The 23,366-nt window shown below is 45.6% G+C and carries 24 protein-coding genes and 2 riboswitches; of the genes, 6 read left to right on the top strand and 18 right to left on the bottom strand.

What is annotated here, in order from left to right:
* Window positions 1-12 precede the first annotated feature (12 nt).
* Window positions 13-858, bottom strand: a complete 846-nt coding sequence (locus tag MHI15_RS29745; RefSeq protein ID WP_341165214.1) for a lipoate--protein ligase family protein — start codon at window positions 856-858, stop codon at window positions 13-15.
* Between the two features lie 287 nt (window positions 859-1,145).
* Here MHI15_RS29745 and MHI15_RS29740 point away from each other — a divergent pair, with 287 nt between their 5' ends.
* The gene (locus tag MHI15_RS29740) at window positions 1,146-2,033 is read left to right on the top strand and encodes a CHAD domain-containing protein (protein WP_341165213.1); all 888 of its coding nucleotides are present in this window, start codon (window positions 1,146-1,148) and stop codon (window positions 2,031-2,033) included.
* A 17-nt stretch (window positions 2,034-2,050) separates the two neighbouring features.
* Here the strand turns inward: MHI15_RS29740 and MHI15_RS29735 are convergent, their stop codons facing one another.
* The 7 genes from MHI15_RS29735 to MHI15_RS29705 form a co-directional block, all read right to left on the bottom strand.
* Entirely contained in the window at window positions 2,051-3,262 is a 1,212-nt protein-coding gene (locus MHI15_RS29735) for a Ger(x)C family spore germination protein (RefSeq protein ID WP_339281624.1), read from the bottom strand.
* Complete coding sequence (locus MHI15_RS29730) at window positions 3,259-4,350, bottom strand: GerAB/ArcD/ProY family transporter (protein WP_076179795.1); 1,092 nt, start codon at window positions 4,348-4,350, stop codon at window positions 3,259-3,261. The genes MHI15_RS29735 and MHI15_RS29730 overlap by 4 nt, the downstream gene beginning before the upstream one ends.
* A 27-nt stretch (window positions 4,351-4,377) precedes the next feature.
* A complete protein-coding gene (locus MHI15_RS29725; RefSeq protein ID WP_341165212.1) occupies window positions 4,378-6,126 on the bottom strand; it encodes a spore germination protein in 1,749 nt (582 codons plus the stop codon).
* A 111-nt stretch (window positions 6,127-6,237) separates the two neighbouring features.
* On the bottom strand, window positions 6,238-6,564 hold the full coding sequence (locus MHI15_RS29720) for a thioredoxin family protein (RefSeq protein WP_076124458.1): 327 nt from the start codon (window positions 6,562-6,564) through the stop codon (window positions 6,238-6,240).
* 37 nt (window positions 6,565-6,601) lie between these two features.
* The gene (locus tag MHI15_RS29715; protein WP_076185170.1) at window positions 6,602-6,994 is read right to left on the bottom strand and encodes a MerR family transcriptional regulator; all 393 of its coding nucleotides are present in this window, start codon (window positions 6,992-6,994) and stop codon (window positions 6,602-6,604) included.
* Window positions 6,995-7,139: 145 nt separating this feature from the next.
* Complete coding sequence (locus MHI15_RS29710) at window positions 7,140-7,775, bottom strand: ThuA domain-containing protein (protein ID WP_076185171.1); 636 nt, start codon at window positions 7,773-7,775, stop codon at window positions 7,140-7,142.
* 48 nt (window positions 7,776-7,823) lie between these two features.
* A complete protein-coding gene (locus MHI15_RS29705) occupies window positions 7,824-8,546 on the bottom strand; it encodes an SDR family NAD(P)-dependent oxidoreductase (RefSeq protein WP_341165211.1) in 723 nt (240 codons plus the stop codon).
* A 228-nt stretch (window positions 8,547-8,774) separates the two neighbouring features.
* On the opposite strand from MHI15_RS29705, the gene ytxJ reads away from it, so the two are divergent.
* Together ytxJ and MHI15_RS29695 are read left to right on the top strand one after the other, a co-directional pair.
* Complete coding sequence (ytxJ, locus tag MHI15_RS29700) at window positions 8,775-9,101, top strand: bacillithiol system redox-active protein YtxJ (protein ID WP_042123836.1); 327 nt, start codon at window positions 8,775-8,777, stop codon at window positions 9,099-9,101.
* Window positions 9,098-9,337, top strand: coding sequence for a glutaredoxin family protein (locus tag MHI15_RS29695; RefSeq protein ID WP_076124465.1), 240 nt, complete (start codon window positions 9,098-9,100; stop codon window positions 9,335-9,337). Before ytxJ ends, MHI15_RS29695 begins: the two co-directional genes overlap by 4 nt.
* Window positions 9,338-9,436: 99 nt before the next feature.
* On the opposite strand, the gene MHI15_RS29690 is transcribed toward MHI15_RS29695, so the two are convergent.
* The 6 genes from MHI15_RS29690 to MHI15_RS29670 all read right to left on the bottom strand — a co-directional run bounded on the left by MHI15_RS29690 (window position 9,437) and on the right by MHI15_RS29670 (window position 16,889).
* Window positions 9,437-11,761 (bottom strand): histidine kinase, encoded by a 2,325-nt coding sequence (locus MHI15_RS29690; RefSeq protein WP_076220122.1) that lies wholly within the window; start codon window positions 11,759-11,761, stop codon window positions 9,437-9,439.
* A 104-nt stretch (window positions 11,762-11,865) separates the two neighbouring features.
* Complete coding sequence (gene kdpC / locus MHI15_RS29685) at window positions 11,866-12,453, bottom strand: potassium-transporting ATPase subunit KdpC (protein ID WP_076124738.1); 588 nt, start codon at window positions 12,451-12,453, stop codon at window positions 11,866-11,868.
* A gap of 76 nt (window positions 12,454-12,529) precedes the next feature.
* Complete coding sequence (gene kdpB, locus MHI15_RS29680) at window positions 12,530-14,563, bottom strand: potassium-transporting ATPase subunit KdpB (RefSeq protein ID WP_076124469.1); 2,034 nt, start codon at window positions 14,561-14,563, stop codon at window positions 12,530-12,532.
* Window positions 14,564-14,579: 16 nt separating this feature from the next.
* Window positions 14,580-16,256, bottom strand: a complete 1,677-nt coding sequence (gene kdpA, locus MHI15_RS29675; protein WP_076141854.1) for a potassium-transporting ATPase subunit KdpA — start codon at window positions 16,254-16,256, stop codon at window positions 14,580-14,582.
* Window positions 16,257-16,268: 12 nt separating this feature from the next.
* Window positions 16,269-16,346 (bottom strand): K(+)-transporting ATPase subunit F, encoded by a 78-nt coding sequence (gene kdpF / locus MHI15_RS30835; protein WP_076101420.1) that lies wholly within the window; start codon window positions 16,344-16,346, stop codon window positions 16,269-16,271.
* A 126-nt stretch (window positions 16,347-16,472) separates the two neighbouring features.
* Window positions 16,473-16,889 carry a hypothetical protein gene (locus MHI15_RS29670; protein ID WP_076124472.1) on the bottom strand — a complete coding sequence of 139 codons (417 nt, stop codon included), beginning with the start codon at window positions 16,887-16,889 and terminating at the stop codon, window positions 16,473-16,475.
* A 251-nt stretch (window positions 16,890-17,140) separates the two neighbouring features.
* A riboswitch (cyclic di-AMP (ydaO/yuaA leader) is annotated at window positions 17,141-17,330 on the bottom strand.
* 419 nt (window positions 17,331-17,749) lie between these two features.
* Window positions 17,750-17,914, top strand: a riboswitch (cyclic di-AMP (ydaO/yuaA leader).
* 68 nt (window positions 17,915-17,982) lie between these two features.
* Between MHI15_RS29670 and MHI15_RS29665 the strand changes: the two genes are divergently transcribed.
* The 3 genes from MHI15_RS29665 (at window position 17,983) to MHI15_RS29655 (ending at window position 19,566) form a co-directional block, all read left to right on the top strand.
* Window positions 17,983-18,537, top strand: coding sequence for a hypothetical protein (locus MHI15_RS29665; RefSeq protein ID WP_341165210.1), 555 nt, complete (start codon window positions 17,983-17,985; stop codon window positions 18,535-18,537).
* Window positions 18,538-18,551: 14 nt separating this feature from the next.
* Window positions 18,552-19,073, top strand: coding sequence for a hypothetical protein (locus MHI15_RS29660; RefSeq protein WP_051490930.1), 522 nt, complete (start codon window positions 18,552-18,554; stop codon window positions 19,071-19,073).
* A 133-nt stretch (window positions 19,074-19,206) separates the two neighbouring features.
* On the top strand, window positions 19,207-19,566 hold the full coding sequence (locus MHI15_RS29655) for a hypothetical protein (protein ID WP_341165209.1): 360 nt from the start codon (window positions 19,207-19,209) through the stop codon (window positions 19,564-19,566).
* Window positions 19,567-20,030: 464 nt separating this feature from the next.
* On the opposite strand, the gene MHI15_RS29650 is transcribed toward MHI15_RS29655, so the two are convergent.
* The 4 genes from MHI15_RS29650 to MHI15_RS29635 are packed head-to-tail and all read right to left on the bottom strand — an operon-like array spanning window position 20,031 to window position 23,354.
* Window positions 20,031-20,219 carry a hypothetical protein gene (locus MHI15_RS29650; RefSeq protein WP_076307922.1) on the bottom strand — a complete coding sequence of 63 codons (189 nt, stop codon included), beginning with the start codon at window positions 20,217-20,219 and terminating at the stop codon, window positions 20,031-20,033.
* 34 nt (window positions 20,220-20,253) lie between these two features.
* Window positions 20,254-21,534, bottom strand: coding sequence for an ABC transporter permease (locus MHI15_RS29645; protein WP_076124479.1), 1,281 nt, complete (start codon window positions 21,532-21,534; stop codon window positions 20,254-20,256).
* The gene (locus MHI15_RS29640; protein ID WP_036676693.1) at window positions 21,527-22,429 is read right to left on the bottom strand and encodes an ABC transporter ATP-binding protein; all 903 of its coding nucleotides are present in this window, start codon (window positions 22,427-22,429) and stop codon (window positions 21,527-21,529) included. Before MHI15_RS29640 ends, MHI15_RS29645 begins: the two co-directional genes overlap by 8 nt.
* 4 nt (window positions 22,430-22,433) lie before the next feature.
* Window positions 22,434-23,354, bottom strand: a complete 921-nt coding sequence (locus MHI15_RS29635) for an ABC transporter ATP-binding protein (RefSeq protein WP_341165208.1) — start codon at window positions 23,352-23,354, stop codon at window positions 22,434-22,436.
* Window positions 23,355-23,366: the final 12 nt, after the last annotated feature.

Genomic DNA, 23,366 nt, shown 5'->3' with positions numbered 1-23,366 from the left:
CATGCTCAGCCCTTAGGAATACCGCTCGCGCAGCACCCGCGTTGCATTGAGCACACGTGGATCATCATAGTCCAAGCTGTATCCTGTCTCTTGCTGCAAAATGCGGGATGCTCTAAGAGAGACCCCACGACGAATTAAAGCCTGAATAATCCCCTCCACAAACACTTTCGCCACTTCAGGTCCACCGAGTTCACCCAGTCCAGCAATCGTCTCTGGACGAACCCGTGGATAAGCTAATGAGGAGTCTCCTCCGGAGGCTCGCGCATAGAAATCGCGGATTTGTTCACCGCGTTCTTGTCCCGAGCCAGAAACTACAACAAATGCATGTACAAAATAAGCATTGTTCTGCCTACGCTGAGCAATACCACAAAACTTCCGGCCACCAATGGCCAGATCGAAATCACCAGGGCAGTAAGAACCAACAATCTCACCAGCCTCAATTTGCGCCGCAGCCTGTGGATGACTTATAGCAACCGCTTCCGTGATCAAAGCAGCCAAAAGCCTAAAGTCATCATGAAAGTCCAGCTTTCCACGTCCTTTGGGCAGAACTAGAGAAACATTAATGATCCCTGCATCCAGAGGCACCGCAGCCCCGCCGGAATGCCTAACCGCCGTTCTAATCCCTTGCGCCTCAAGCGTAAGCATCGCCTGAGCTGCACACGGTAGCTTACTGTCCCGAAGTCCAAGTGCCACACCACCAGAATGACTCCACAGATGTAAGCTAGGAGGTATAAGTCCCGCTCCAACATCCCGGCATAAGGTTTCCTCAAAAGCGAACGGGACCAGCATATCCTCTAAGCTCCCTGCTTCTGTACCTTTGCTCTCATCCCTTGCACTCAGATGTTGAAAGAGCCCCATTTCTGAAGGAAGTTTACTAAATATTGAATCATACTCACGAGTATCCACCAAAGCCCCTCTTTCCCGAATATGAGCCACGAGACCTGCTATTCTCTACCAGCTAAAGATCCAAGCCTATCCGTATAAATAATGATAGTAATATTGTAACCGATCTGTCTCCATGCTGTGAGCAGAGAATTGAAATGAGGTTATGATAACGCTATTCTTATAGTAAATGGACTTACCCCAGAGCATAATAGGGGAAGCCCTAAATTCATGCTATCCCAAACGTTAAGGAGTGATGCTGCATGACAGGAGACAAGCTGACCAAAGAACGACAGCTAACCAAAACAAAGCAATGGGAACAAGCCCTTAACTACCTTTATATCAACTTTTGGGATTACAGCCATGACGCATTAAATAAATTCGCTGATGAAGATATCCACCAGGCAAGAGTGAACTGCCGTAAGCTGCTAAGTCTATTATCCATTCTTGATCCGCGGCACACTTCAGGCCTGTACCCTATTTTCAAAAAAGCGCAAAAGAGATTAGGTAAAGTGAGAGATGCAGATGTTCTAATAGAATCTTTCAAGAACAAGCGCAAGCAAGCGAAGGAGAACGGAGATTCCAAAACTGCAGACCTGTTAAAGGCAGTGATTGCTTACCAAAAGGACAAGCGCAAAACTTACCGCAAGAAGCTCGCTAAGGAGCTGCCTGAACTAATCAATGAAGACCTCGAGGAAAAGTGGAAGACCTTCCTAAGCGAGCAGCTTGAAGCCCTAGCCGCCAAAAAGAATGTTAACGTTGTTATGCGTGAGCTTGAGATCGCTTATGAGCAGAAGAAAAAAACCTGTAAAGCTATTTTCCATGAAGACAATGCCGAATCTAAAGAAGCCTTCGACGCTTTGCACCAGCTAAGAATCGCTGCTAAGGAACTTCGTTATACCGCGAGTGCGGCCGATTTTGCGTTAAATCAGAAATTTCATGCGCATGAGGAGATCTATAAGGAGATTCAAGATCAACTTGGGCTGATTAACGACAAACGTCTATGGCTGGAAACACTGAATGCTATTGGACGTGAAGAGCTGGACATCGGTAAAAAAGCATGGAATGCCTTCACGTCGCAATTAAAGGATGAAGTGCTCGATGCACTGCATCATAATGATGTCATTCCTATCCAGACACAAACGAAGTAAATTGCAAATGGTCCTTTCTATTCAGCCGATGTATCTGATGCACCATACTCTTCAATATTTAGTTTCACTTCATAGGTAATCGGAATCTCACTAAAGGTTTCATCCCAGTTATCCTCTACGCTCCGCCATACGGCTGGATGTTGAATACGTAAAGCGTTGCCGAAACCTGCAACCTCTGTATGCAGCTCCTTCTGCATTTTTTTCACAGTGACCTGAAGCATGTCTAAGACATGCTTCTCTAGCACTGCTTTATCCTCCTTTACAATGCCGTCATGTAACTTCTTTGCACTCTTGGCAAAAGCCTCACCATATCTCCCCGTAGATTCTATTTTCACATGAAAAGAGATCTTCCCATCCTTCACATTAGCTTTATACTTACTACCCAGGGATTTGATTTCATAGGTAATGAGCTTATTGTTAGACGGGTCGTATGCTTTGAGAGCACCCCCCTCTCCCTTTCCAGTCAGCCAGACCATACCTTCCAGCTCCGATGCATCTAAAAAACCAACGAGCTTTCCCGTTTTCCCTTTAATTACGCCTGCTCCATCCAGCTTTGTCTCCTTCTCTTTTTCTAAAGAAATTACATTCTGCAACATGAAACTTCTTTTACCATGCAAAGGACCCGCCACTTTAGCTATTGAAACCGGCTCCCATATCCTCGTGCTCCGACTTCTATTCACAAAAATCCCCTCTAGTACAAATGAAGGGGTTTGGCCCGGCAGCGCATTTTCCAATACATCTTTGGCTTTTCCCTTGCTGACATATAGTAGAACACTGGGACGGATATCGTTATCCCTGCTAAAGAAATCAATTAACTCAGAAAACTTGGTAGAACGTGCAAGCTTCTCACCGATCACAATGACCTTAAGGTGATGTCCGATCGGAGTACGTCTAGTACGCAGTGAAAGTGCCCGTAATGCTTCAAACATCGAATCACTTACTTCACTCATGTTATAGTAATTTCTGGTTGAGGATGGGGAAGCCCCAGACTTCATACCTGACCCTCCTGAGCCTTGAGGAATCGTAAACTGGTAGGTACTCATTATTTGGGCAGGCATAGGATTTCCCCCGCCTCCTTGCTGGGTTGCCTCCTCATCCCCTGTCTCCTCCGCACTGTCCAGGGCAACACCAATCTCCATACTTAACTCCTCAACAGGTGTGCTGCTCCAGCAACCGGTCAACAGAATACATACTATAAGAAATGTAATCGACACTCTCCATTTTTTCATGAAGCCGCCCTCCGGAAATGTGCGATGATCAACAGCGGCAATGGAATTAATCCAAATAAAACGATCATCCAATTACCTACGACTGTTCCTAATGCAAATAGAGCATTCACATTTGGTGGCATTCTGGAAACTACATAGGCTACTGGAAGTATAGCCAATAAGCAGCTATTAAATCGTTTATGAAATATTTGAGAAACTCCCAAAGCAGCAGCATAAATAGTGATGCAGAAGGTGCAGAAAATTTGCATAATCCAAATTACCAGTAGCAGCGATTCAAACCTCTCAAAAATAAGATAATTCACCTCAAAGCTTCTCACTAGATCAAGAAATGGCCAAGTTCTTGTGACCACTCCATCTATAGAAAACGCACCAATAGTCATTACAACAGCTAAAAGATAAAAGAACGTTGATATACATGATCCAGCAATAATTACCTTTACTGCTTTTTGTGGCTTATCCATAAAAGCAACAACGAACAGCATCGCTTCACCAGCAGTAAAAGTCAGAATGGTTGGCCTGATGCCCTTCCATACCGGTCCTAAACCATCTCCAAGGAAAGGCCGCAAATTATCGATATCGAAAACTTCAATACTAAGCAAGCATACTCCAACAAAAACTGTCCAAGTAATCGGAACAATCAACCTACACATGCTAGTGATAGCATTAAGTCCTCCTCTGCATAAATAGAAGGCTATCCAAATAAACACAGCAACAATAGCCCAAGGAGGGGTTCCCTCCAACAGAAAAAAAGAGGTCACTTCCTGTACGGAACGTGCTTCAAAACTGGCTATACACAGAAAATAAACAATCACTAATATAGAGAGCATCACTCCAAGTGGCTTGCCAATGATTTTCCCGCTAAATTGAAAAATAGTTTGACCTGGAAACCGTTGGCTAAGTTTCACTATAATTAAACCTGTTAAAAAGGTAATTACTCCCCCTAAAAAAACGGAGATCCACACGTCTGGAGTTTCACTAGCCTCTACAATCGTCCGAGGAAGTGTAAGTATCCCTGCCGCAATAGTATAATTGGCTAGTATGATCGTCGCTTGAACAGCAGTAATTCGGTCCTTCACCTCGGTACTCATATTCGCTTCCTCCTTTACTTCGATCTCTCACCCTTTGCGTCGGGGGTCCTTCGGCTTCAACAGCGTAGGGCGGCCTGTTAGAAATTGCAGTGGCATACGGAATATAAAATCTTTCCAATCCTTAATCTTATACGGTATAAACATGCCAAGATAAGGCATGCCGAAGCTTTTTAGCTTGATTAAATGGGCACTCAGGAAAAGGAAAAATAACACAACTCCATATAATCCAAAGACTGCTGCAGAAAACATCGCTATAAAACGGAGCATACGCAGCGTCATTCCCGCACTATACATAGGGATGGTGAAGGAGGAGATTGCTGTAACTGAAACAACGATGACTAGAATTGGACTCACAATTCCCGCTTCTACCGCGGCTTGGCCGATGATTAGACCGCCAACAATCCCCATCGCGGGACCGATAGGTTTAGGCAGCCGGAGTCCAGCCTCCCGTAATATTTCGATTGAGGTCTCCATGATCAAAGCTTCGATTAATACCGAAAAAGGTACACCTTGGCGGGAGCTGATGATTGAAATGGCCAACTTTGTCGGAATCAATCCCGGCTGAAAGGAGAGGAAGGAAATATATAGTGCCGGTGCAAACATTGATATCAATGCGGCGAGAAAACGCAGTAAGCGCACCAACGACCCCACCATCCACCGATCGTAATAATCCTCTGGGGATTGCAACAGCATCCCGAAGGACACGGGCATGATCAAGGCAAAGGGTGTGCCATCCAGCAGGATAGCTACTCTCCCTTCCAATAACGCTGCCATTACGCGGTCAGGTCTTTCCGTATTCTGAATCTGCTGGAATGGCGTGAAGCTATTATCTTCGATTAATTGCTCCACATAACCAGATTCTTGCACATCATCTATATCAATCGTCCTAATTCTTCGTTTGACTTCTTCGACAAGTTCATCGTTCGCGATATCTTTGATATAAGTTAGAACCAGATCCTTCTTCATCCTCTTTCCTACAGTAAAAGAAATCATGGCTAGCTCTGTGCTCTGCCCATGTCGGCGCAGTAATGCCGTGTTATCACTTAACGTCTCATTAAATCCGCTTCGAGATCCCCGCAAGACAGCTTCTGATTCAGGCTCCTCTATCCCTCTTGTGTTCCCCTTCGGGGTGCTGAGCACAATAGCCTCCTGTATCCCTTCTACTAACAGCACTACAGAGCCGAACAATACCTTTTGAAGGGAGAGCTTCACTTTATCCGTAAACTCAACTTCCGAAATAAGCACGATCTCATGAATGAGAATATCTTTTAGATCCTTGGCTTCCGGTATCGTATGGGGATCTTTAAAAACCTTATAGGCATCCATTAAAGGCTTCAGAATATTCCGATCCATTTTATCTTTATCTGTCAGTCCATCTACAAATATAAGGGCCGCTTGCAGCTTTATACCTCCGATACGCAACTCCCGAAAACTCACATCATGCATATCTGTGCTCATCTCTTTAAATCTTTGCAAATCCTCCCGAAATTGACCGCTATAGCTTGCTTCTGTAGGAGATTCTTCACTGATTCCAACGGAATCGTCCGCCTTAGTAACCTTTTTCGTATTGCTAGAACCTAGAGATGCTTCTCCGTAAGGAACCCCACCACCTATGCTGCCGGCAGCTTTTTTTGCTCTAGTACTTATCGTATCTTCCTTTACATTAGCCCAACTCATTATCCGGATTAGAATAAACGGAACGAAAAAGATCATAATAGCTTGGAAAATCACACTCCATTTAGGAATTATCTCTAGAATAATATTCCACACCCTCATCACCTCCTTTATAGCTGTGTTCGTATTTTTTACCGAAGATGGGTAAATCATGCACGCAAAAAAGACCCCACAATATGGAGTCTCCCTAATTTCATCTTTAAAATTATCGCCTTATGCTTGAAGAACCTTGTTCAGTATGCCTTGGTAGGCTGCTTTCGGACGCAGACCGACCAGCTTTTCCACGGGCTGCCCCTCTTTATATACAATGACTGTAGGCATCCCCATAACACCCGCTTCTCCAGCCAAATCCGGCAGTTCATCACAATTCACCTTAACAATAGAAACATCGTCTCCATATTCCTGGTGAAGATCTTCCAGAACAGGCAGCAGCACCTTACAAGGGGGGCACCATGGCGCACCATAATCCACCAGTACCGTTCCTCCACCACGTATTTCTGACCGCACCCAATCCGCACTATCGGCATTTATAATAGACATTTGCCATTCCTCCTCATATTTTTCAACACCAGCAGTACTATTCCAAGTTCTCCAGTGGACACGTTCCCAACTTGCTCTCATCCTGCTCCTGCAGAATAGATGCCATTCGTTCTTCCAAATTCCTCTTGATCTGATTCAGCTCTACAAGCTGACGTTCAATATCTTCCAATTTACTGCGGTATAGTGGCATCACTTCTGCGCAGAAAGCTTCTTTGTTCTTCAAGACACAATGTAGAAAGCCCGCGATCTGCTCTGTCGACAGACCCAGGTTCAAATATAGTTTAATCGTTTCTACCGTCTCTACAGCAAGTGAAGAATACTCCCGATATCCGTTGGCCTGACGGATCGGCGAGATTAATCCTTGACTCTCATAGTAACGAAGTGAACGGACGCTTACGCCCGTCAGTTTAGCAAGTTCACCTATTTTCATAGCATTCTCCCCGGGGTTCATGAGAATTGTTCTACACCAGTATAAACCCTGACACCAATGTTAGAGTCAACAAAAAAAATCCAACCGCAGCTAACCCGCAGTTGGACTCGTGTTTTATGTTACAACAGGTATATCCGCTTATATCCTACAATAATCCTGCCGCCCAAAGTCCACCTCTAAGAATCATCTGGCGAAAGGGCTCTACGGAAAATGACGGCAAATGATGACCAGGCATTAAATAAACAACCCGGCCTAGACCAAATTCATGGCACCAAGCCGCCTGCCTCATTGCCCCATCATGAGGATATTCCATAAGCACAGTTGTTTCGAAATAGGGATGCTGCTCAAAATAATAAGGCTCATCATCGATCACAAATTCTTCGATCCCCTGCATAATGGGATGCTCCCGTGCCGGTATAGACATCTGGAGCGAAGTGAATTCTGGATGATGAGTGAAATGCGCTCCCAGCATAGCGCCTAGCTCCTGATTACGCTGTAAGGAGATTCCGTTATGTACCACTAGTAATCCACCACCGTTAGCCACATAGGAGAGCAATGCGCTGCTTTGTTCCGCCGGTATTTTATCATCGGAGAATTCGGTATAGGAGATTACCAGCTTGTAATCAGATAATGTTTCTTTATTAAGCAGCCCATAATCCTCCGAGGAGAATACCTGCAGGTCATTGGCAAGGATCTGCTCAATCTCCCGGTCTACTCCCGCAAATGGGTGATATTTAACCTCCGAATAACTTCCGAGTGCCAGTGCTTTTAGTGTAGACATCCTATCATCGCCTTTCTTCGTGTACTTTTTTGATTACGGGAAGACCATCTACCAAGGCCATGTATTTCCATCCACATCAAGATAGGCCGGCTCATCCCCTAGATGCTTTTTATACTCCATAACCTGACTTATAATCTGGTCTGAGGACACATCAGGTGAAATATCCGCTTGCTCATTTTTTTCGCCATGCATATAAGTCTTCATCCAGCCGGGGTGAAACACCATCACTTGACCCCCAAGCGTCTTTAGATGATTGTGCATCAGGGAGGATTGCATATTGAGAGCCGCCTTAGACATGCAGTAGCCGTACATATTAATACGTTTATTTCTGCCAATGCTGCCCGCTTCCGAAGAAATATTAACAATCAATTTATCCTTACTTTGCAATAAAAGTCCCATAAGTGCATTGCTGACTCTCAACGCGCCTAGCGTATTCACATTATAAATCTCCGCCATGCCCTCATCATCCATATCCACCAGCATCGTAGCATCATCTGCGGAATGAATAATTCCGGCATTATTAATAAGAATATCAACATGCCCCGTTCTGCTGGCGATAGCCCTTGCTGCCTGCTTTACACTGTCCTTACTACCAATATCGAGTGGAATAAGTTCCAGCTGTTCCGGATACTCCTCTTTAAGCGCTTTCAATTCATCTGTATCTCTCATGTATTGTCCAGCAAATACTGAGAACTGTTTCTCTAAAAGAGAGTGTACAAGAGACAATCCAAGACCCCGATCAGCTCCAGTCACACATGCGACTCTGTTCATTCTTATCAACACTCCTACCTAGTAAGAATTATTGAAGCAAGTTGTCTTCCTTTCACCTTAGCATGCCATCCCCTTTTTTTCAACGCGCTAAAATGAGGGTTTGGTCATCCTTGGATTAGCTGCTCCAGAATCCTTTTTGTTTTAAATTTAATATATGTTACAATCATGATTACAGGTTGTTAACAACACAATGGTTAGTAAAATAACGATCCCAGGAGGGTGATATCTATGTCTATTCAACAACTTCATACATTGGAAGATCTTGAGCAGTATGTGGCTAAACCTGGCAAGAAGCTGCTGTTCAAACACAGCACTACCTGCCCGATTAGCGCCAAAGCTAATGAAGAATTCCAGGCTTATCTAAAGGATGCGGATACTGCAGCAGCAGTAGTTCTAGTCATCGAGGATCGTCCAGTTTCCAATCAAATTGCCGAGGATTTCGGGATTAAGCATGAATCTCCACAGCTCTTCCTGCTTGAGGATAATGAGGTTCGCTGGAACACTTCCCACTGGAAGATCACAAGAGATGCTATCAAAGAGGCTGTGAACCAATGAGCCAGCAAGTAATTGTTTATTCAACAGCAGGCTGCAGCGACTGTAATCTGGTCAAACAATATCTTACGGAGCAAGGTATCCCTTTTGAAGTAAGAGATGTTATGACTAGCACAGTCTATCAAGAGGAAGTCGAAAAGCTTGGTTTCATGGGTGTTCCTGTTACTGTAGCAGGGGATCACGCCACCAAAGGATTCAATCTCCCCGAGCTGAAAGCACTTCTCGAAGCTGCTCAGTAATTCATCCGTTTAATCATTTAGCACTTGATATATGCTTACAAAAAAGGGGATTCCAGCAGCCACTCGGCAAGGAATCCCTTTTTTTCATTGTTCTAAAGCTTAGGGTTCCTCACGCATAAGATTTGCCACGACCAGTACATCTACATTTCTGGCCGAACGCAAAATCTGTTTAGTGACATCCCCGCGTAGCCATTTACGTACCCATGAGCGTTGGGACTGGCCGATAATAATTTGTGTGCTCTGTAAGGCTTGAGACCTTTCAAGCAGCAAGGAAGACACTCGTGCCGGGAGCACGTTAGGAATCATCTTAAACGTTCCACCCAGTCGTTCCGTCAATTCTTTCAAATCATTAATTCGTTTATCGTAAGAAGGCCCGCTCTGCTTATATTCCTGTACGTACGTAACATACCAGCAAGCTTTAAGACGATAGGCAATCCGAAAACCGCGCCGAATCAGACGTTCCGCATGATCTCCTAAGGTGATGCACACATAGATCACTTCCTGCCGCCGCCAAGGTCCCCGCAGCGACCCGACACGTTCCCAGGCCTCCAGACGTTCATCCACATCATCAGCAATTTCCCGCAGCGCTAGTTCACGGAGGGCGATTAGATTGCCGATTTTGAAAAAAGCACCCAGCGCCTGATCCACTTTGGTCATCGCATATATTTTTCCATCCTTCATCCGCTCTTGCAGTGTTTTGGGGGATACATCGATAAGTTCAACTTCGTCGGCCCGTTGCAGAATGCTGTCTGGGAAAGTCTCTCTAACTCTAACTCCGGTAATTTGTTCTACTGCATCATTCAAGCTTTCTAAATGCTGAACATTCACTGTGGAGATTACAGAGATCCCCGCATCCAATAACTCCATAACATCCATATACCGCTTCTTATGCTTGCTGCCCGGCATATTGGTATGTGCCAGTTCATCTACCAGTACGACCTCCGGATTACGCTTAATAATAGCTGCCGTATCCATTTCCTCAAGGACAGTCCCCCGATAGTCAATGCTCAGTCGCGGAAGGATCTCCAGCTCACCGATCTGTTCAAGGGTTTCTTTACGTCCATGCGTTTCTAGTAGTCCAATAACAACATCGATCCCTCTCTTTAAGAGATCATTTCCTTCTCGCAGCATCTTATAAGTCTTGCCCACCCCGGGAGCAGCACCAATGTACACTTTAAATGTGCCCCCACGAATCGCATCGATTTTATCCTTTACTTCCTGAGTGCTTAATCTGTGATAGGCATCAGCTTTCCGCTCATTTCGGCTCTGCCGGGTAGGAAGAACACGTTCTCCCTCACGCTCAGCACGATCAGCCACGAAAAACACATCTACTCCACGGATTTGCTTTAACAATGAGTTAGCAATCGAACCCTTCCACAGCTCCTGCCACGCCGTTTGCTTAGAGTGACCCATAACGATACGGGTAATATTATGCTGGATGGCGTATTTCACTAGAAGTCCCGGAATCTCCCTCTTCGAGCGAAAAGAAATCTCCTCCATCGAGGCCCCAATCTTCTCAGTCAGCTTCCATAGGGATCGCTTGAAGGTTGCTGCTTCCTTAGAGGGCGTCAGGCCCTGCTTCCAGAAGGATACCACCGCCAGATCTCCGTTTAACCGTTTAGCGATTTGCTGCCCACGGCGGATATGAATCGAGCCATTCCAATAATACTGTGCAGACACCAACACTTTTTCGGCAATCCCCGAAGCCCCCAGCAATCCTTGCTCCTCCCGATGCTTCTCCAGCGAACCATTAACATCCTCCGCAACCATTCTCAGCGCCAGCTCCCGCAGCTTGCTTAGATTCCCCTTGTTAAAAAGCGAAGTCCGCTGCTTCTTGCCCAAATGTCCTTCGGACAAACGTTGAAGTATCTTTTCCGGAGTCACATCAATTAGAACGATATCATCTGCAAGGGTGAGCACTTCCGCAGGCAAGGAATATTCCACCTCAATCCCCGTCCACTTCCGCGCTAGATCTGCTGCGCCCTCCAGCTCGTATACGTTTACAGTTGTGATGACACTAATTCCACAGCCCAATAAATATTTGATATCCTCCAGCCTAGTTGATCTCTCCGCACCCTCGCGATTATGATGAGCCAATCCATCGGTCAGTACAACCTCTGGATTACGTGCCACAATGGCCTCCACGTCCAGATCCTTCTTCTCGATCTCCTTCTGAAACCAATGAATACTTGGAATCCGTTCCAAGTCACCCAGCTGATCCCTTGTTTCTGGACTCTGGTTGGTTGAAACCGCACAGATTACAACATCGATGCCCTGTGCTTTCAGCGCCTGACCCTCACGCAGCATCTGATAGGTCTTGCCTGATCCACTGACCGGACCTATATAGATCTTCAGGCGTCCACGATGCAGCTCATAAATAGAGAGCAGCAGTTCCTCCGGCGTCTTCCTCCGATATGTTCCCATCAAGACCACTCCTTAATAACCCGTTCATCCATTCACTCTTCTATGCCAGAAAGCAAGATATCCCTGACCCAGTTTGAACAATCGGGCAGGGATATTAGCTATATTTATTTGTTCGTTAATTTCTGCAGCTCCATGTTCAGCTTAAGAACATTTACCCGCTTTTCACCAAACAGCCCTAGATCGCGACCTTCGGTCTGCTTATTCACTAGCTCTTCCAGCTGCGCGGCTGGAATCCCAGTCAAATTACTGATCCGGGGAATCTGCACAATTGCCGACGCAGGAGTGATATGCGGATCAAGACCTGAACCCGAGTTGGTTACTAAATCAACCGGCAGCTTGTTTACAGGCACATCCGGATTATCAAGCTGCCACTGTGTGATGGAATCCTTCGTCCGCTGCAGCATATCCGGGTTGGATGGGCCGTAGTTATTGGAACCTGAGGCTTCCGCTTTATAATCAATGCTGGATACACGGCCATGGAATAATGCCGGGTCCGTAAAGCTTTGCCCGATGAGTTCTGAGCCCACAACTACTCCAGCGTCATTCTTCAGCTGACTGCCGTTCGCTTGCGATGGCATCAGAACTTGAGCAATCGCTGTAGTAGTCAGAGGATAAATCACTCCGCAAAGAACAATAAACACTAGACATAGCCGTAATATAATAAAGAAATTAGCACCCTTCGATGATGACAACTGTTCTTCAGCGTCCGCAATCGATTTTCTGTTATTCACGATGCTCTCACCCTTTCAATGATTAGTCAATCCGTTGTTATATCCATACACTTACGAGCAAATCAATAAGCTTGATGCCCGCAAAAGGAACGACTACTCCACCTAAACCATAGATAAAAATATTACGTCCCAGCAGCTTCGTAGAACTCATCGCTTTATACGAGACACCTTTCATAGCCAATGGGATCAGCAGCGGAATAATAATCGCATTAAATATTAATGCAGATATAATTGCCGAGCTAGGTGAACCCAATCCCATGACATTCAGGGCTTCCATTTCGGGAATGGCGAGCATGAACATTGCCGGAATAATTGCGAAGTATTTAGCGATATCATTCGCAATACTGAACGTTGTCAACGCGCCCCGCGTCATCAGTAGCTGTTTACCAATAGCTACAACCTCAATGATCTTCGAGGGATCGGAGTCCAGATCAACCATGTTTGCTGCTTCCTTAGCGGCTGTAGTCCCACTGTTCATCGCTAAGCCCACATCAGCTTGGGCAAGGGCAGGTGCGTCATTCGTACCATCACCAGTCATTGCCACCAGCTTGCCTTCGTTCTGCTCACGGCGGATAACCGCTATTTTATCCTCAGGTGTACTCTCTGCAATAAAATCATCTACCCCTGCTTCACGGGCAATAGTAGCTGCGGTCAGCGGATTGTCCCCTGTACACATGATAGTCTTGATTCCCATTTTTCGCAGCTCATCAAACCGCTCTTTCATGCCTGGCTTAACCGTATCCTTTAAGTAAATAAGTCCATAAATCCGGTTGTCTACCGCAACAGCAAGCGGGGTCCCCCCCATCCGAGCGATAGCATCGGAATTACTGTCGAGGTTCGCGGGAATGACTCCGCCCTTCGACTGTACCCATTTCTTCACGGAATCGACTGCCCCTTTACGAACAGATCGTCCATCAAGTAGATCTATACCACTCATCCGGGTCTCAGCCTTAAACTCTACGAACTCTCCGCCTTCAGCAAGTTTGCTGTCATAGCTGCGCTCCAGCTTCTTAGCCAGCTCAATAACCGAACGTCCTTCCGGAGTCTCATCCTTTAGCGAACTAATAGCTGCCCAAGCCGTAAGCTCAGCTTCCGTTTCATCTCCAACAGGCACAAAATCACTCGCCATCCGGTTTCCGAAAGTAATCGTACCTGTCTTATCTAGAATCATTGTATTAATGTCGCCGGCAGCTTCAACGGCCTTCCCTGACATAGCAAGGACATTAAACTGTGTGACGCGGTCCATCCCTGCTATCCCGATAGCGGAGAGCAGTCCCCCGATTGTGGTCGGGATCAGACAGACCAGCAAGGCGATCATAACAGGAATATCTAGATCAACGCCCAGATAAGTCGCAATTGGCCGCAAGGTCACTACTACAATCAGGAAAATCAACGTCAGACTGATCAAGAGTGTATTTAGTGCAATTTCATTGGGTGTCTTTTGACGTTTCGCCCCTTCAACGAGGGAGATCATCCGATCCAGGAATGACTCACCGGGATCACTGGTAATTTTGACTTTAATCTCATCACTGACTACCCGGGTGCCGCCTGTGACTGAGCCAAAATCTCCGCCGGCTTCCTTAATAACAGGTGCAGATTCACCTGTAATTGCAGATTCATCTACGGAGGCCAGCCCTTCAATTACTTCACCATCGCCAGGGATAAGTTCTCCCTGACTGACGATGACAATATCTCCTTTACGAAGCTCGGAAGAAGAAACGGTCTTCACAGACCCTCCAACGAGTTTGTTAGCTGTGATATCCTGTTTCGTTTTCTTGAGTGAATCCGCCTGGGCTTTCCCGCGGCCTTCAGCCAGCGCTTCAGCGAAGTTGGCAAACAGCACTGTGAATAGCAGAATGAACAACACTGTGATATTGAAGCCTACCGATTTCTCTGCATTAAAATATCCGGGGGCCAGTACCATAAGCAATACAATAATCGTACCGATTTCGACTACGAACATGACCGGATTTTTAATTAACGTCACCGGGTTAAGCTTAATAAAGCTATCCTTTACAGCGCTTAGGAGTATGGGTCCCGTCAGCAGCTTTTTTCTTTTTACAGTACTCATCTTGTTCTCCCTCTTCCTACCGTAAGGTCAAATATTCTGCAATCGGGCCGAGCACAATGACTGGCAGAAACGTCAGAGCCCCGATAATTACTACGGTACCAATCAGAATTCCGGTGAACAGACCATTGTCTGTGCGGAATGTGCCAATCGTCTCAGGAACTGGCTTCTTCTGGATCAGTGAGCCTGCAACTGCCAGCATCGCGATTATAGAGACATAACGGCCAAGCAGCATTACGATTCCGGTTGTAACATTCCAAAAGGTGGTGTTGTCCGCAAGCCCTTCAAATCCTGAACCATTGTTCGCGGCAGAAGAGACATATTCATATAACACTTGGCTAAGTCCATGGAATCCGGGATTCGTGATGGAACCGTTGCCCAAGTCCGTTAAGAACGCACCTGCTGTTGGTACAAGGATAATGAACGGATGCACAAGGATAGCAATCGCAATTAGCTTCATCTCCTTGGCTTCTATCTTTCGCCCGAGAAACTCTGGTGTTCTGCCAACCATTAGTCCACATAAGAAGACACCCATGATGGCATACATCAGCATATTGATTAGTCCGACACCTTTTCCCCCGAAGACGTTGTTGAGCATCATTAGGGCCAGAGGGGTAATGCCACCCAGCGGTGTCAGCGTATCATGCATATTGTTAACACTACCTGTCGTAGCTGCCGTTGTTACCGAAGTGAACAGCGAAGATTGCGGGATACCAAAACGTACCTCTTTACCTTCCATGCTGCCTTGCGAAGACTCGATCCCCAGCGCATTGATAGCTGGATTGCCTTTGGTTTCCGCATAATAATTCAATCCCAGCAGTAGTACGAACAAGGTCATCATTGCTGTGAAAATCACCCAGCCCTGACGTTTGTTCTTAGCGAACAATCCGTACATATATGGCAAAGAGGCTGGCAGCATCCACATAGAGAGAATCTCCAGAACGTTCGTAAGTGGATTAGGGTTCTCAAAAGGATGCGCTGAATTGGCTCCGAAGAAGCCGCCACCATTCGTACCTAAGTGTTTAATTGATTCCAAAGAAGCGACTGGACCGATAGCGATTTGTTGCGTCTGCCCTTCAAGTGTAGTGACCTCAAGCGATGGCTTGAGCGTTTGTGGCACATGCAATCCTACCAGCACCAATGAAACTAGCAGAGCTAATGGAATGAATACACGAATATGTGCTTTTACGAAGTCCTCGAAAAAGTTCCCGACTGATTTCTGTCCTGTAATCCCTCTGACAAAAGCAACCGCAACAGAAAATCCGCTCGCTGCAGACGTGAACATCATCATCGTGATGACTGCCATTTGTGAAAAATACGATAGTCCCGTCTCCCCGCTATAATGCTGCAGGTTCGTATTGGTCATAAAGCTGATCACCGTATTGAATGAAAGCGTCTGTTCCATATCGGCAATTCCATTCGGGTTCAGCGGCAATCCCCGCTGTAATCTTAGAAAAATATAACTGAAAGCAACCAGTACGATATTAGTTAAAACAAAGCTGAGTGCATACTTCTTCCAGGACATTCCGTCCCGTTTTTTCAGGCCGATCAGCTTATAAATACCTTTCTCTGTGCCTGCAAACCAGCGATCCGTACGATTCGGTTCGTTAGAAAATACATGATATAAATACGTTCCCATCGGCTTGACCAGCAAGATGAGAATTACAATTACGACGACTATTTGCAAAATGCCCATGAATGCCCCTCCTTAAAATTTCTCAGGATGAATCAACGCGTAAACCAGATATATAAACAACAGTAGGGTAACAGCGATTACTAGAATCACAGCTTATCCCTCCCCGTATCCTCAACTACACCTGCGCACCAGCGCATAAAGCCATAAAATAACCCGTAAATTACAGCTAACGAAGCCACCATATACAGATCCATCATATCTTCCGCACTCCTTCCATTATCCTTGATGAGGTGATCTATCGATTAGAAAATCAGCATCACCACTATGGGAATAGATTACATAGCTCGCACCAAGTCTTTTATAGACCAATCTAGGATTTATTGAACTTGTAATCACAAAAATCGGCTGTGTCGTCCAGGTACGGCACATCTGAATATAGCGGCAGCAAAGCGGAAAGCTGCTCTCAAACAGATATACCCTGCCTACCGGGAACGATGGGCGAAACCAAGTGCTCTGATGGCGGGTATCCACTAGAATAACCTGCTCAATCCCGAGCTCCTCAAGTAAAGCTTTCTCAGCCACATTGTTGGTTAATCCCGCCATCTTAATACCCCTGAACTTCAGAAGTTTAATGAAATGTTCTCCCGCCTTTGTAGGCGCACATACAAGCACATATTCATTCTGATCCGTCATCTTTTTTTCTCCTCCTGCTCATTTACAACAAGGAGGCAACGAAAATCTCCGAAAGGATGTTGACCTATCGTCATTTTCGGGCACAACCTAAAGCTCGGTTGTGTCACGTCATTAGACGCTGCCTTACAAATACCGCTAATGATGAATTTAGCGACCTCTTAGGGGAGGCCTCCATAAATGCTTTGCTTCTAAGAGCACAGCAAAAAGCCACAAAGGATCTCCTCTGTGGCTCGCTAGCGGTCACATTGCACTCATCCTCTCTCCATACGCTTACGAGGTTAGCTGTCGGATTCGGGCGGTGAGAGTCGCCCTACCTGTATAGATGCGAGCTCACTCACACCCTCTACAGGATTCACCCCATAATCGGCTTCCGACTCTCACATCGGCTGCCGATTGTTGGTTCCCCCGCTTTCCTTATCGGAAATTAAGCGGATCAAATATTCGATTGTCGTTGAAACAGGAGTAATCATACTCTTATGCACGAAGACTTGTAAAACCTGAATGATGCCAAAATAATGCAAATTAAAAACTATTTTCCCATTAGATAGCGCTTACTTGATATCTAATCTCTCTATATCTCTTGTTTACTCGAGTTTGGAGCGTTTAATCGCTATCTATAATACATGTGATTTTATTCACCTTTTTAGAGCGAAAATACTGCAAATTCCCATTATAGGTAGAAACGCAAGAAGCTGAGGCTGAGCGAGAAAGAGGCGCGATAACACGCCATAAATACCTATTTACCTCGTTTTTCAGTCGTAGTCGGCAGGATATGGTTAAAATTGCTCTAAAAGAACATTTTCCGTTTTTTACAGAAAATCTTGAAAAGAGTATGATTCGGGTTGAATCTAATTCATGAAAAACAATCAACGCTGAGTTCCTGCATTCGCAGGGAACGGGGGAACCATCAGGCCACCTGGCCTACTTGGGGTGAATCCAAAGGAGACTGCATAAGTCTCAATAGGTAGGGCGACTCTCACCGTCCGAATCCGACAGCTAACCTCGTAAGCGTAAAGAGAGAGACCCTTGATCCGCCACGCTTTGGCCCAGGTATATCTGCCTGTAATCCAAAACCGCAGCAGAGGTCCTCCTCTTGCTGCGGTTTTTGCGTTACCTAAGCTTATTAGGTGATAGCACGCTGGATGGGGTGAATGTTTTGAAGCACTATTATTTAGGGATACATCAAGGGCTGCTTGAGCCGATAAGTCTAAATTACGTTTGTTTCGGGGCCTTGTGGTTCGAAGAACATAATCACAGGTACATTGTAGGCTATGCATTTGGCCAGAACCAGATCCAAGCCCTTCGCCAGTTCAGCACACCTTCTTCTTGTAAAGACTGTTTAGACTCTAAGATTGTATATGAGATATATAAAAATATTCGAGAACAACAGCAGCAGCAGGATTGGTCATCACACCAAAAGCTCCCGTGGTTTACAGCCTTCAAGGAGCCTTGGAAAGATGTAAGCGCCGGTTGGTATGTCTTGAGATCCCGCAGCACCTTTCCCTTACATCTATCTGTTATACGAAAAGAGAAGTTCCGACTATGGCTAGAGCATACCGCAGTCTGTGAGAATAAAATGGAAATGCTCGCTTGTGTAGAAAGGGCTAGTGTCACTCATCATGTAGACTTAAAGCTTTTGGAAATCTAAGGAGGAACCCTACTATGGACCAGCGCAGACTATCCCGCATTGAAGTATTTGTATTGGATGAACCCGAGCCTATTCACTATGGAATGGAAGGGGCTGAAGGCTGCCGTTATGGTATTCTGAAGCTCACCTGTAAGGGAGGCTGCAGTTGGGGGGCTTGTCTGATCTCTGCCAACACCAAAAATTTCGATCTCATTAAATGGAGTTCTTTTTTACGGGCCATCTGTCATTGCCGTCTTGAAGAAGCGCTGGATAAGGTCCGCCGCGAAGGTTCAGATTGGGAGCAGGTTAAGCTTGAGCTAGTTCAGGGTGCTTTGCAGGATTTAAAGGCCAAGCTCCAGGGTAAATCCTTGGCAGGGCATATTCAGCAAGGGCGTCTGTACAGTGTTGCAGCAGGGGGGAGCAATTCCAGAAGTGAACGGCTCTACTACAAGCCTTCAAAAGCTTTATCCACTGCCTCCCAGCAAAAACACAGTTGCCCGGAACCAGACACCGCCGATCTCATCAATAAATCCATCTCTTACTTTTCTATATTATAGATTCAAGCAAATCTCTCAATCTGAAAGGATCGTGTTCACCATGCCTGACCCCTTACCTCCCGAGTCCACCTACAGTACTAAATTTGCAGAGTGTGTTCAAAAGTATACTAATGAAGTCTACGTACTTAGTTCCATGTTGTTAGAACAATCTAATGAGGCAGACAAGATTACTATCCGCACCTTCATAGAGCTTCATAAAATATATCGTCAGGATGATTTTGATCCTCAGTTATTCTCTATCCACGCTTACCGCACTTGTATTCACCAGTGTGCTGATTCTTTTGCCCGGCGCTCGCTTCTATCGGCTAAGGCATTACCTTGGGAGGAACAGCTTGTGAAGGTATTGTGGTACGGCTTAAAGCTGCCTCTTTCTCAAATAAGCATTATTCTGCAAAAAAGTGTTCCCGCACTGAAAACACAGCTTAGAGCTCTACGGGAGCAGATGACCACCCAAACGGATATACTAACGAGCGCAAATCTTTCTATAATTTAGTCTCTGACTAGAATTCAAACGATCTTTGAGCGCATGAAGCGACTAATGGACTCAGGAGCCTTTAATTGAAGCTTTTCCACAAATATGGCCGGCGTTCGGACTCCAGTAGAAATCCCGAGCGATGAACGTCTTGGATCGTCTTAAAGCAAGCCCTAATCATCTTCCACCAAGACAAGCCTTACGGACCCAGATGACGTTACTTGCACGTTTATCGCCTTTTGAGCATAGTATCGGACTCCAGTGCAACTATTTGGTTAAAAGAGCTACTAATTCACCCTTTTTCATGCCAATAGCGACTATAGTGTCCGATATCTTGCTAAATCTCGATGATTGCTGCATTTAAGTGCTGCTGGGTCCGTTAGCTATATCAGCTCGTATACAAAGAGATTGCCAACTCAAAAACGGGGATATCCCAGCAACCATAAACGGCTGTTAGGATACCCCCGAAAACTCAGTGCTTACTATTACGCTTTACTCTTACGCGCCTTACCGTACATCCACAATCCCGCCAACATCCCCACTATAGCAATACCAGTCAATAGGCCTTGAACGAAATCCATAAAAGTGGAGCCATCCGGAAGCATTCTACTAACCGTAGCCAGCGATACAGAACTCATTAAAAGCATAATGGTATATTGTTCGCTTGTAGACATCATTAGCACTCCTTAAAAGTTATATGAGGTCATCTTAGATCTTGTAAGCTTTCATTGCTTTTCTGATTTCTTTAATACTTGGGCGTTTGCCGTACATCAGTACGCCGGTACGATAGATCTTGGCTGCCAGCCATCCGAAGATGAAGGTAGTCACAAGCAGGATCAGCAGCGATACAATGACTTGCCAGATCGCCACCTCGCCGACACCAATTCGGAGCAGCATCGTCAATGGTGAGGTGAAAGGCACATAACTCGCTATCTTAACCACTAGAGTATCTGCATTGGAGATACTGAACAGTGGAACATAGAACGCTACGAAGCCTAACATCATGATTGGCATTACCGCCTGACCGAGATCCTCCGTACGGCTGACAATCGAACCTACAGCCGCATACATCAAGGCATAGAGGAAGTAACCTAATACGTACAAGACAAATCCATAGAGCAGCAAGTTAATATTGAGCTGGCCTAAATCGAGATCAAAATCAGCCAATACAGTCGCATTATGCGGGAGCGTCAAATTGACGACGATCGCTGCGACAAAGATCCCAATTTGCAATATTCCTACTAGGAAAACACCGATAACTTTACCGAACATTTGCGCTAAAGGTGAGGCACTTGTAATCAGAATCTCCATAATCCGCGAGCTTTTCTCAGAAGTTATCTCTGCGGCAATCATGTTGCCTGTCATCATAATGGACATAAAGAACAACATAAGCATGGCATATACGATAATGTAGTTAATGGCTGGAGTGTCCTCCTGAGAGCTTTCACTGCCACCGCCTGCGTTAAGCTGTTGTGTAGTAATCTGCACAGGCGTTGACATTGCAGCAATCTGTTCAGAGGTCAGCTTGTCGCCAACGATGAATTGTGTGTTTGCTTGCTGAAGTGCATTTTGGAGATAAACTTGCACATCTCCGTTTAGTTCCCCATCATTACTATGATAAGTAACGGGTGGAAGCCCTTCACCAGTAGGTTCCGCAAAAGTAACATAACCTTCTACGGTCTCTTCATCTAATGCTTTCTTTAACTCGGCATCCTCCGCAGAAGCATATTGTACTATCTTAGCCTGTGGCATGCCCTCTGGCGCAGTATAAGCCTTCAACAATTCTGCAACCTGATTTCCCTCTTCAGCAATCACAGCAATTTGAGTAACTTCACTTTTGGCCGAATCACCCTTAAACTGATCGATGATATAGGGAAGATTCATCCCTATGCTGAGCAATAATACTAGAATCAAAGTAGTAATCATAAATGATTTCGTTCTAACTTTATTTTTAAAGGTAAAGCCGATAATTGTCCCCATCTTATTCATTAGATTCACCCACCGCTCTGATAAAGATTTGGTTTAACGTAGGTTCCTTGATTTCAAAATGCTCCACTTCACCCTGTGCTATCGCCTGCTGTAAAATACGCTGTGCTGCACCGATCTCACTGATCGATAACAGATACCCACGCTCCAGCCGTTTAACTGCTGTAACACCTGCGATGGACTCCAAACCTTTTACCTCATTAGCTGTACGCAGCAATACTTCTTCCCGCGGGTAGCCATTCTTGATCGTGCGGATATCCCCTTGAACGACCGTATTGGATCGATCGAGAATCGTAATGTTACGGCATAGCTCTTCCACATGCTCCATCCGGTGCGTAGAGAAGAGGATACTTGTTCCCGAATCACGTAATTCTTTGACCGTATCTTTCAGCAGCTCCACGTTTACTGGATCCAGCCCGCTGAAAGCTTCATCTAGAATCAGAATCTGCGGCTTATGAACGACAGCGGCGATAAAGCCCATTTTTTGCTGATTTCCTTTGGAAAGCTCTTCTATTTTTTTATTGTAATAATCCGGAACCTCGAATCGATCCAGCCAATAGCGCAAGCTCTTATCTGCATCACTAGCTGACATCCCACGCAGGCGGGCCAAGTAAACGATTTGATCGCTGATCTTCACCTTAGGATATAGTCCACGTTCTTCGGGCAGATAACCCATAAGTTGCTGCAGTTCACTGTTGAAAGGTTTTCCGTTATACAAAATCTTGCCTTCATCAGGGTAGATTAGGCCGAGCACCATACGCATCGTGGTTGTTTTCCCCGCGCCGTTCGCCCCCAGTAATCCGTAAATTTCCCCTTTACCTACGGTTAGGTTAATTCCGTTTACTGCGGTTTTTTCTCCATATTGCTTAACTACACTTTCCAGCTTTAAGGCTTCCATTTCTCTAGTCCCCTCTCTTGTGGTCAATTAGAATAGGACGATGACCCTGTGTCCATAAACTTAATATTTCGTCCAGTTCCAAACTGCGGCTCTTGATAACCTTTACGCCCAAGTCATGAATGCGTTTCTCGTTTTCAGAAAATTGTTCTATGATAAAAGAAGCTACACCCGGTGTATCCATGGTAAAGTGCAAGCCTCCTGGCAACTCAGCCGATAACTCCGCAAGCTCCTCTTCATCCGCAGCATTCACCCAAACCTCGGTCCAAGCACCGAACAGACTGTCTTTTTCAGCCATACCCAGCAGTTCTCCCCGATGCATAAGGACGATATAATCCGCCAGCCGTCGCACCTCATCCACAATGTGTGTGGAGATGATAATCGTTGCGTTGTGCTCATCCATATATTTACGAAGTGTCTCGATCATAATCTTCCAGGCAAAAGGATCAAGACCCGATGAAGGTTCATCCAATAGCAGCAGACTTGGCCGTGCCGCAAGTGCTACAGCAATTTCGAATTTCCGGCGCTCCCCTTTAGACATCTTCGAAAGTCTCATATGATACGGAACCTCAAAGCGATCCATCAGCTCGTGAAAATACTGATCGTCCCAATTTGGATACCAATACTTCCGAAATCGAGCTGCCTCCTCTGCATTCCAGTGGTTCTCCTCAGTAATTGACGTTTCAGGAACATAGGCAATGGTCTGGCGAAGCTCCAGAGACAACCCGCTATCATACCTGTTCTCGAACCAATAAATCTCGCCTTCCTCTGGATTAGTCAGCTGCATCAGCAGATTCAGCAGCGTGCTTTTGCCGGATCCATTCTGACCTACCAAAGCTGTAATATATCCTTTAGGCAGATTCAGGGTCAGCGGTCCTATCGTTTTGTTTCGCCGCCGTTTAAGTACATTCCGCAATTCTATAGCCATCTGTACCATATG

The sequence above is a fragment of the Paenibacillus sp. FSL H7-0918 genome (assembly GCF_038007025.1).
GTDB lineage: Bacteria > Bacillota > Bacilli > Paenibacillales > Paenibacillaceae > Paenibacillus_AQ > Paenibacillus_AQ odorifer.
This window is presented reverse-complemented; position numbering and strand designations above follow the sequence as displayed.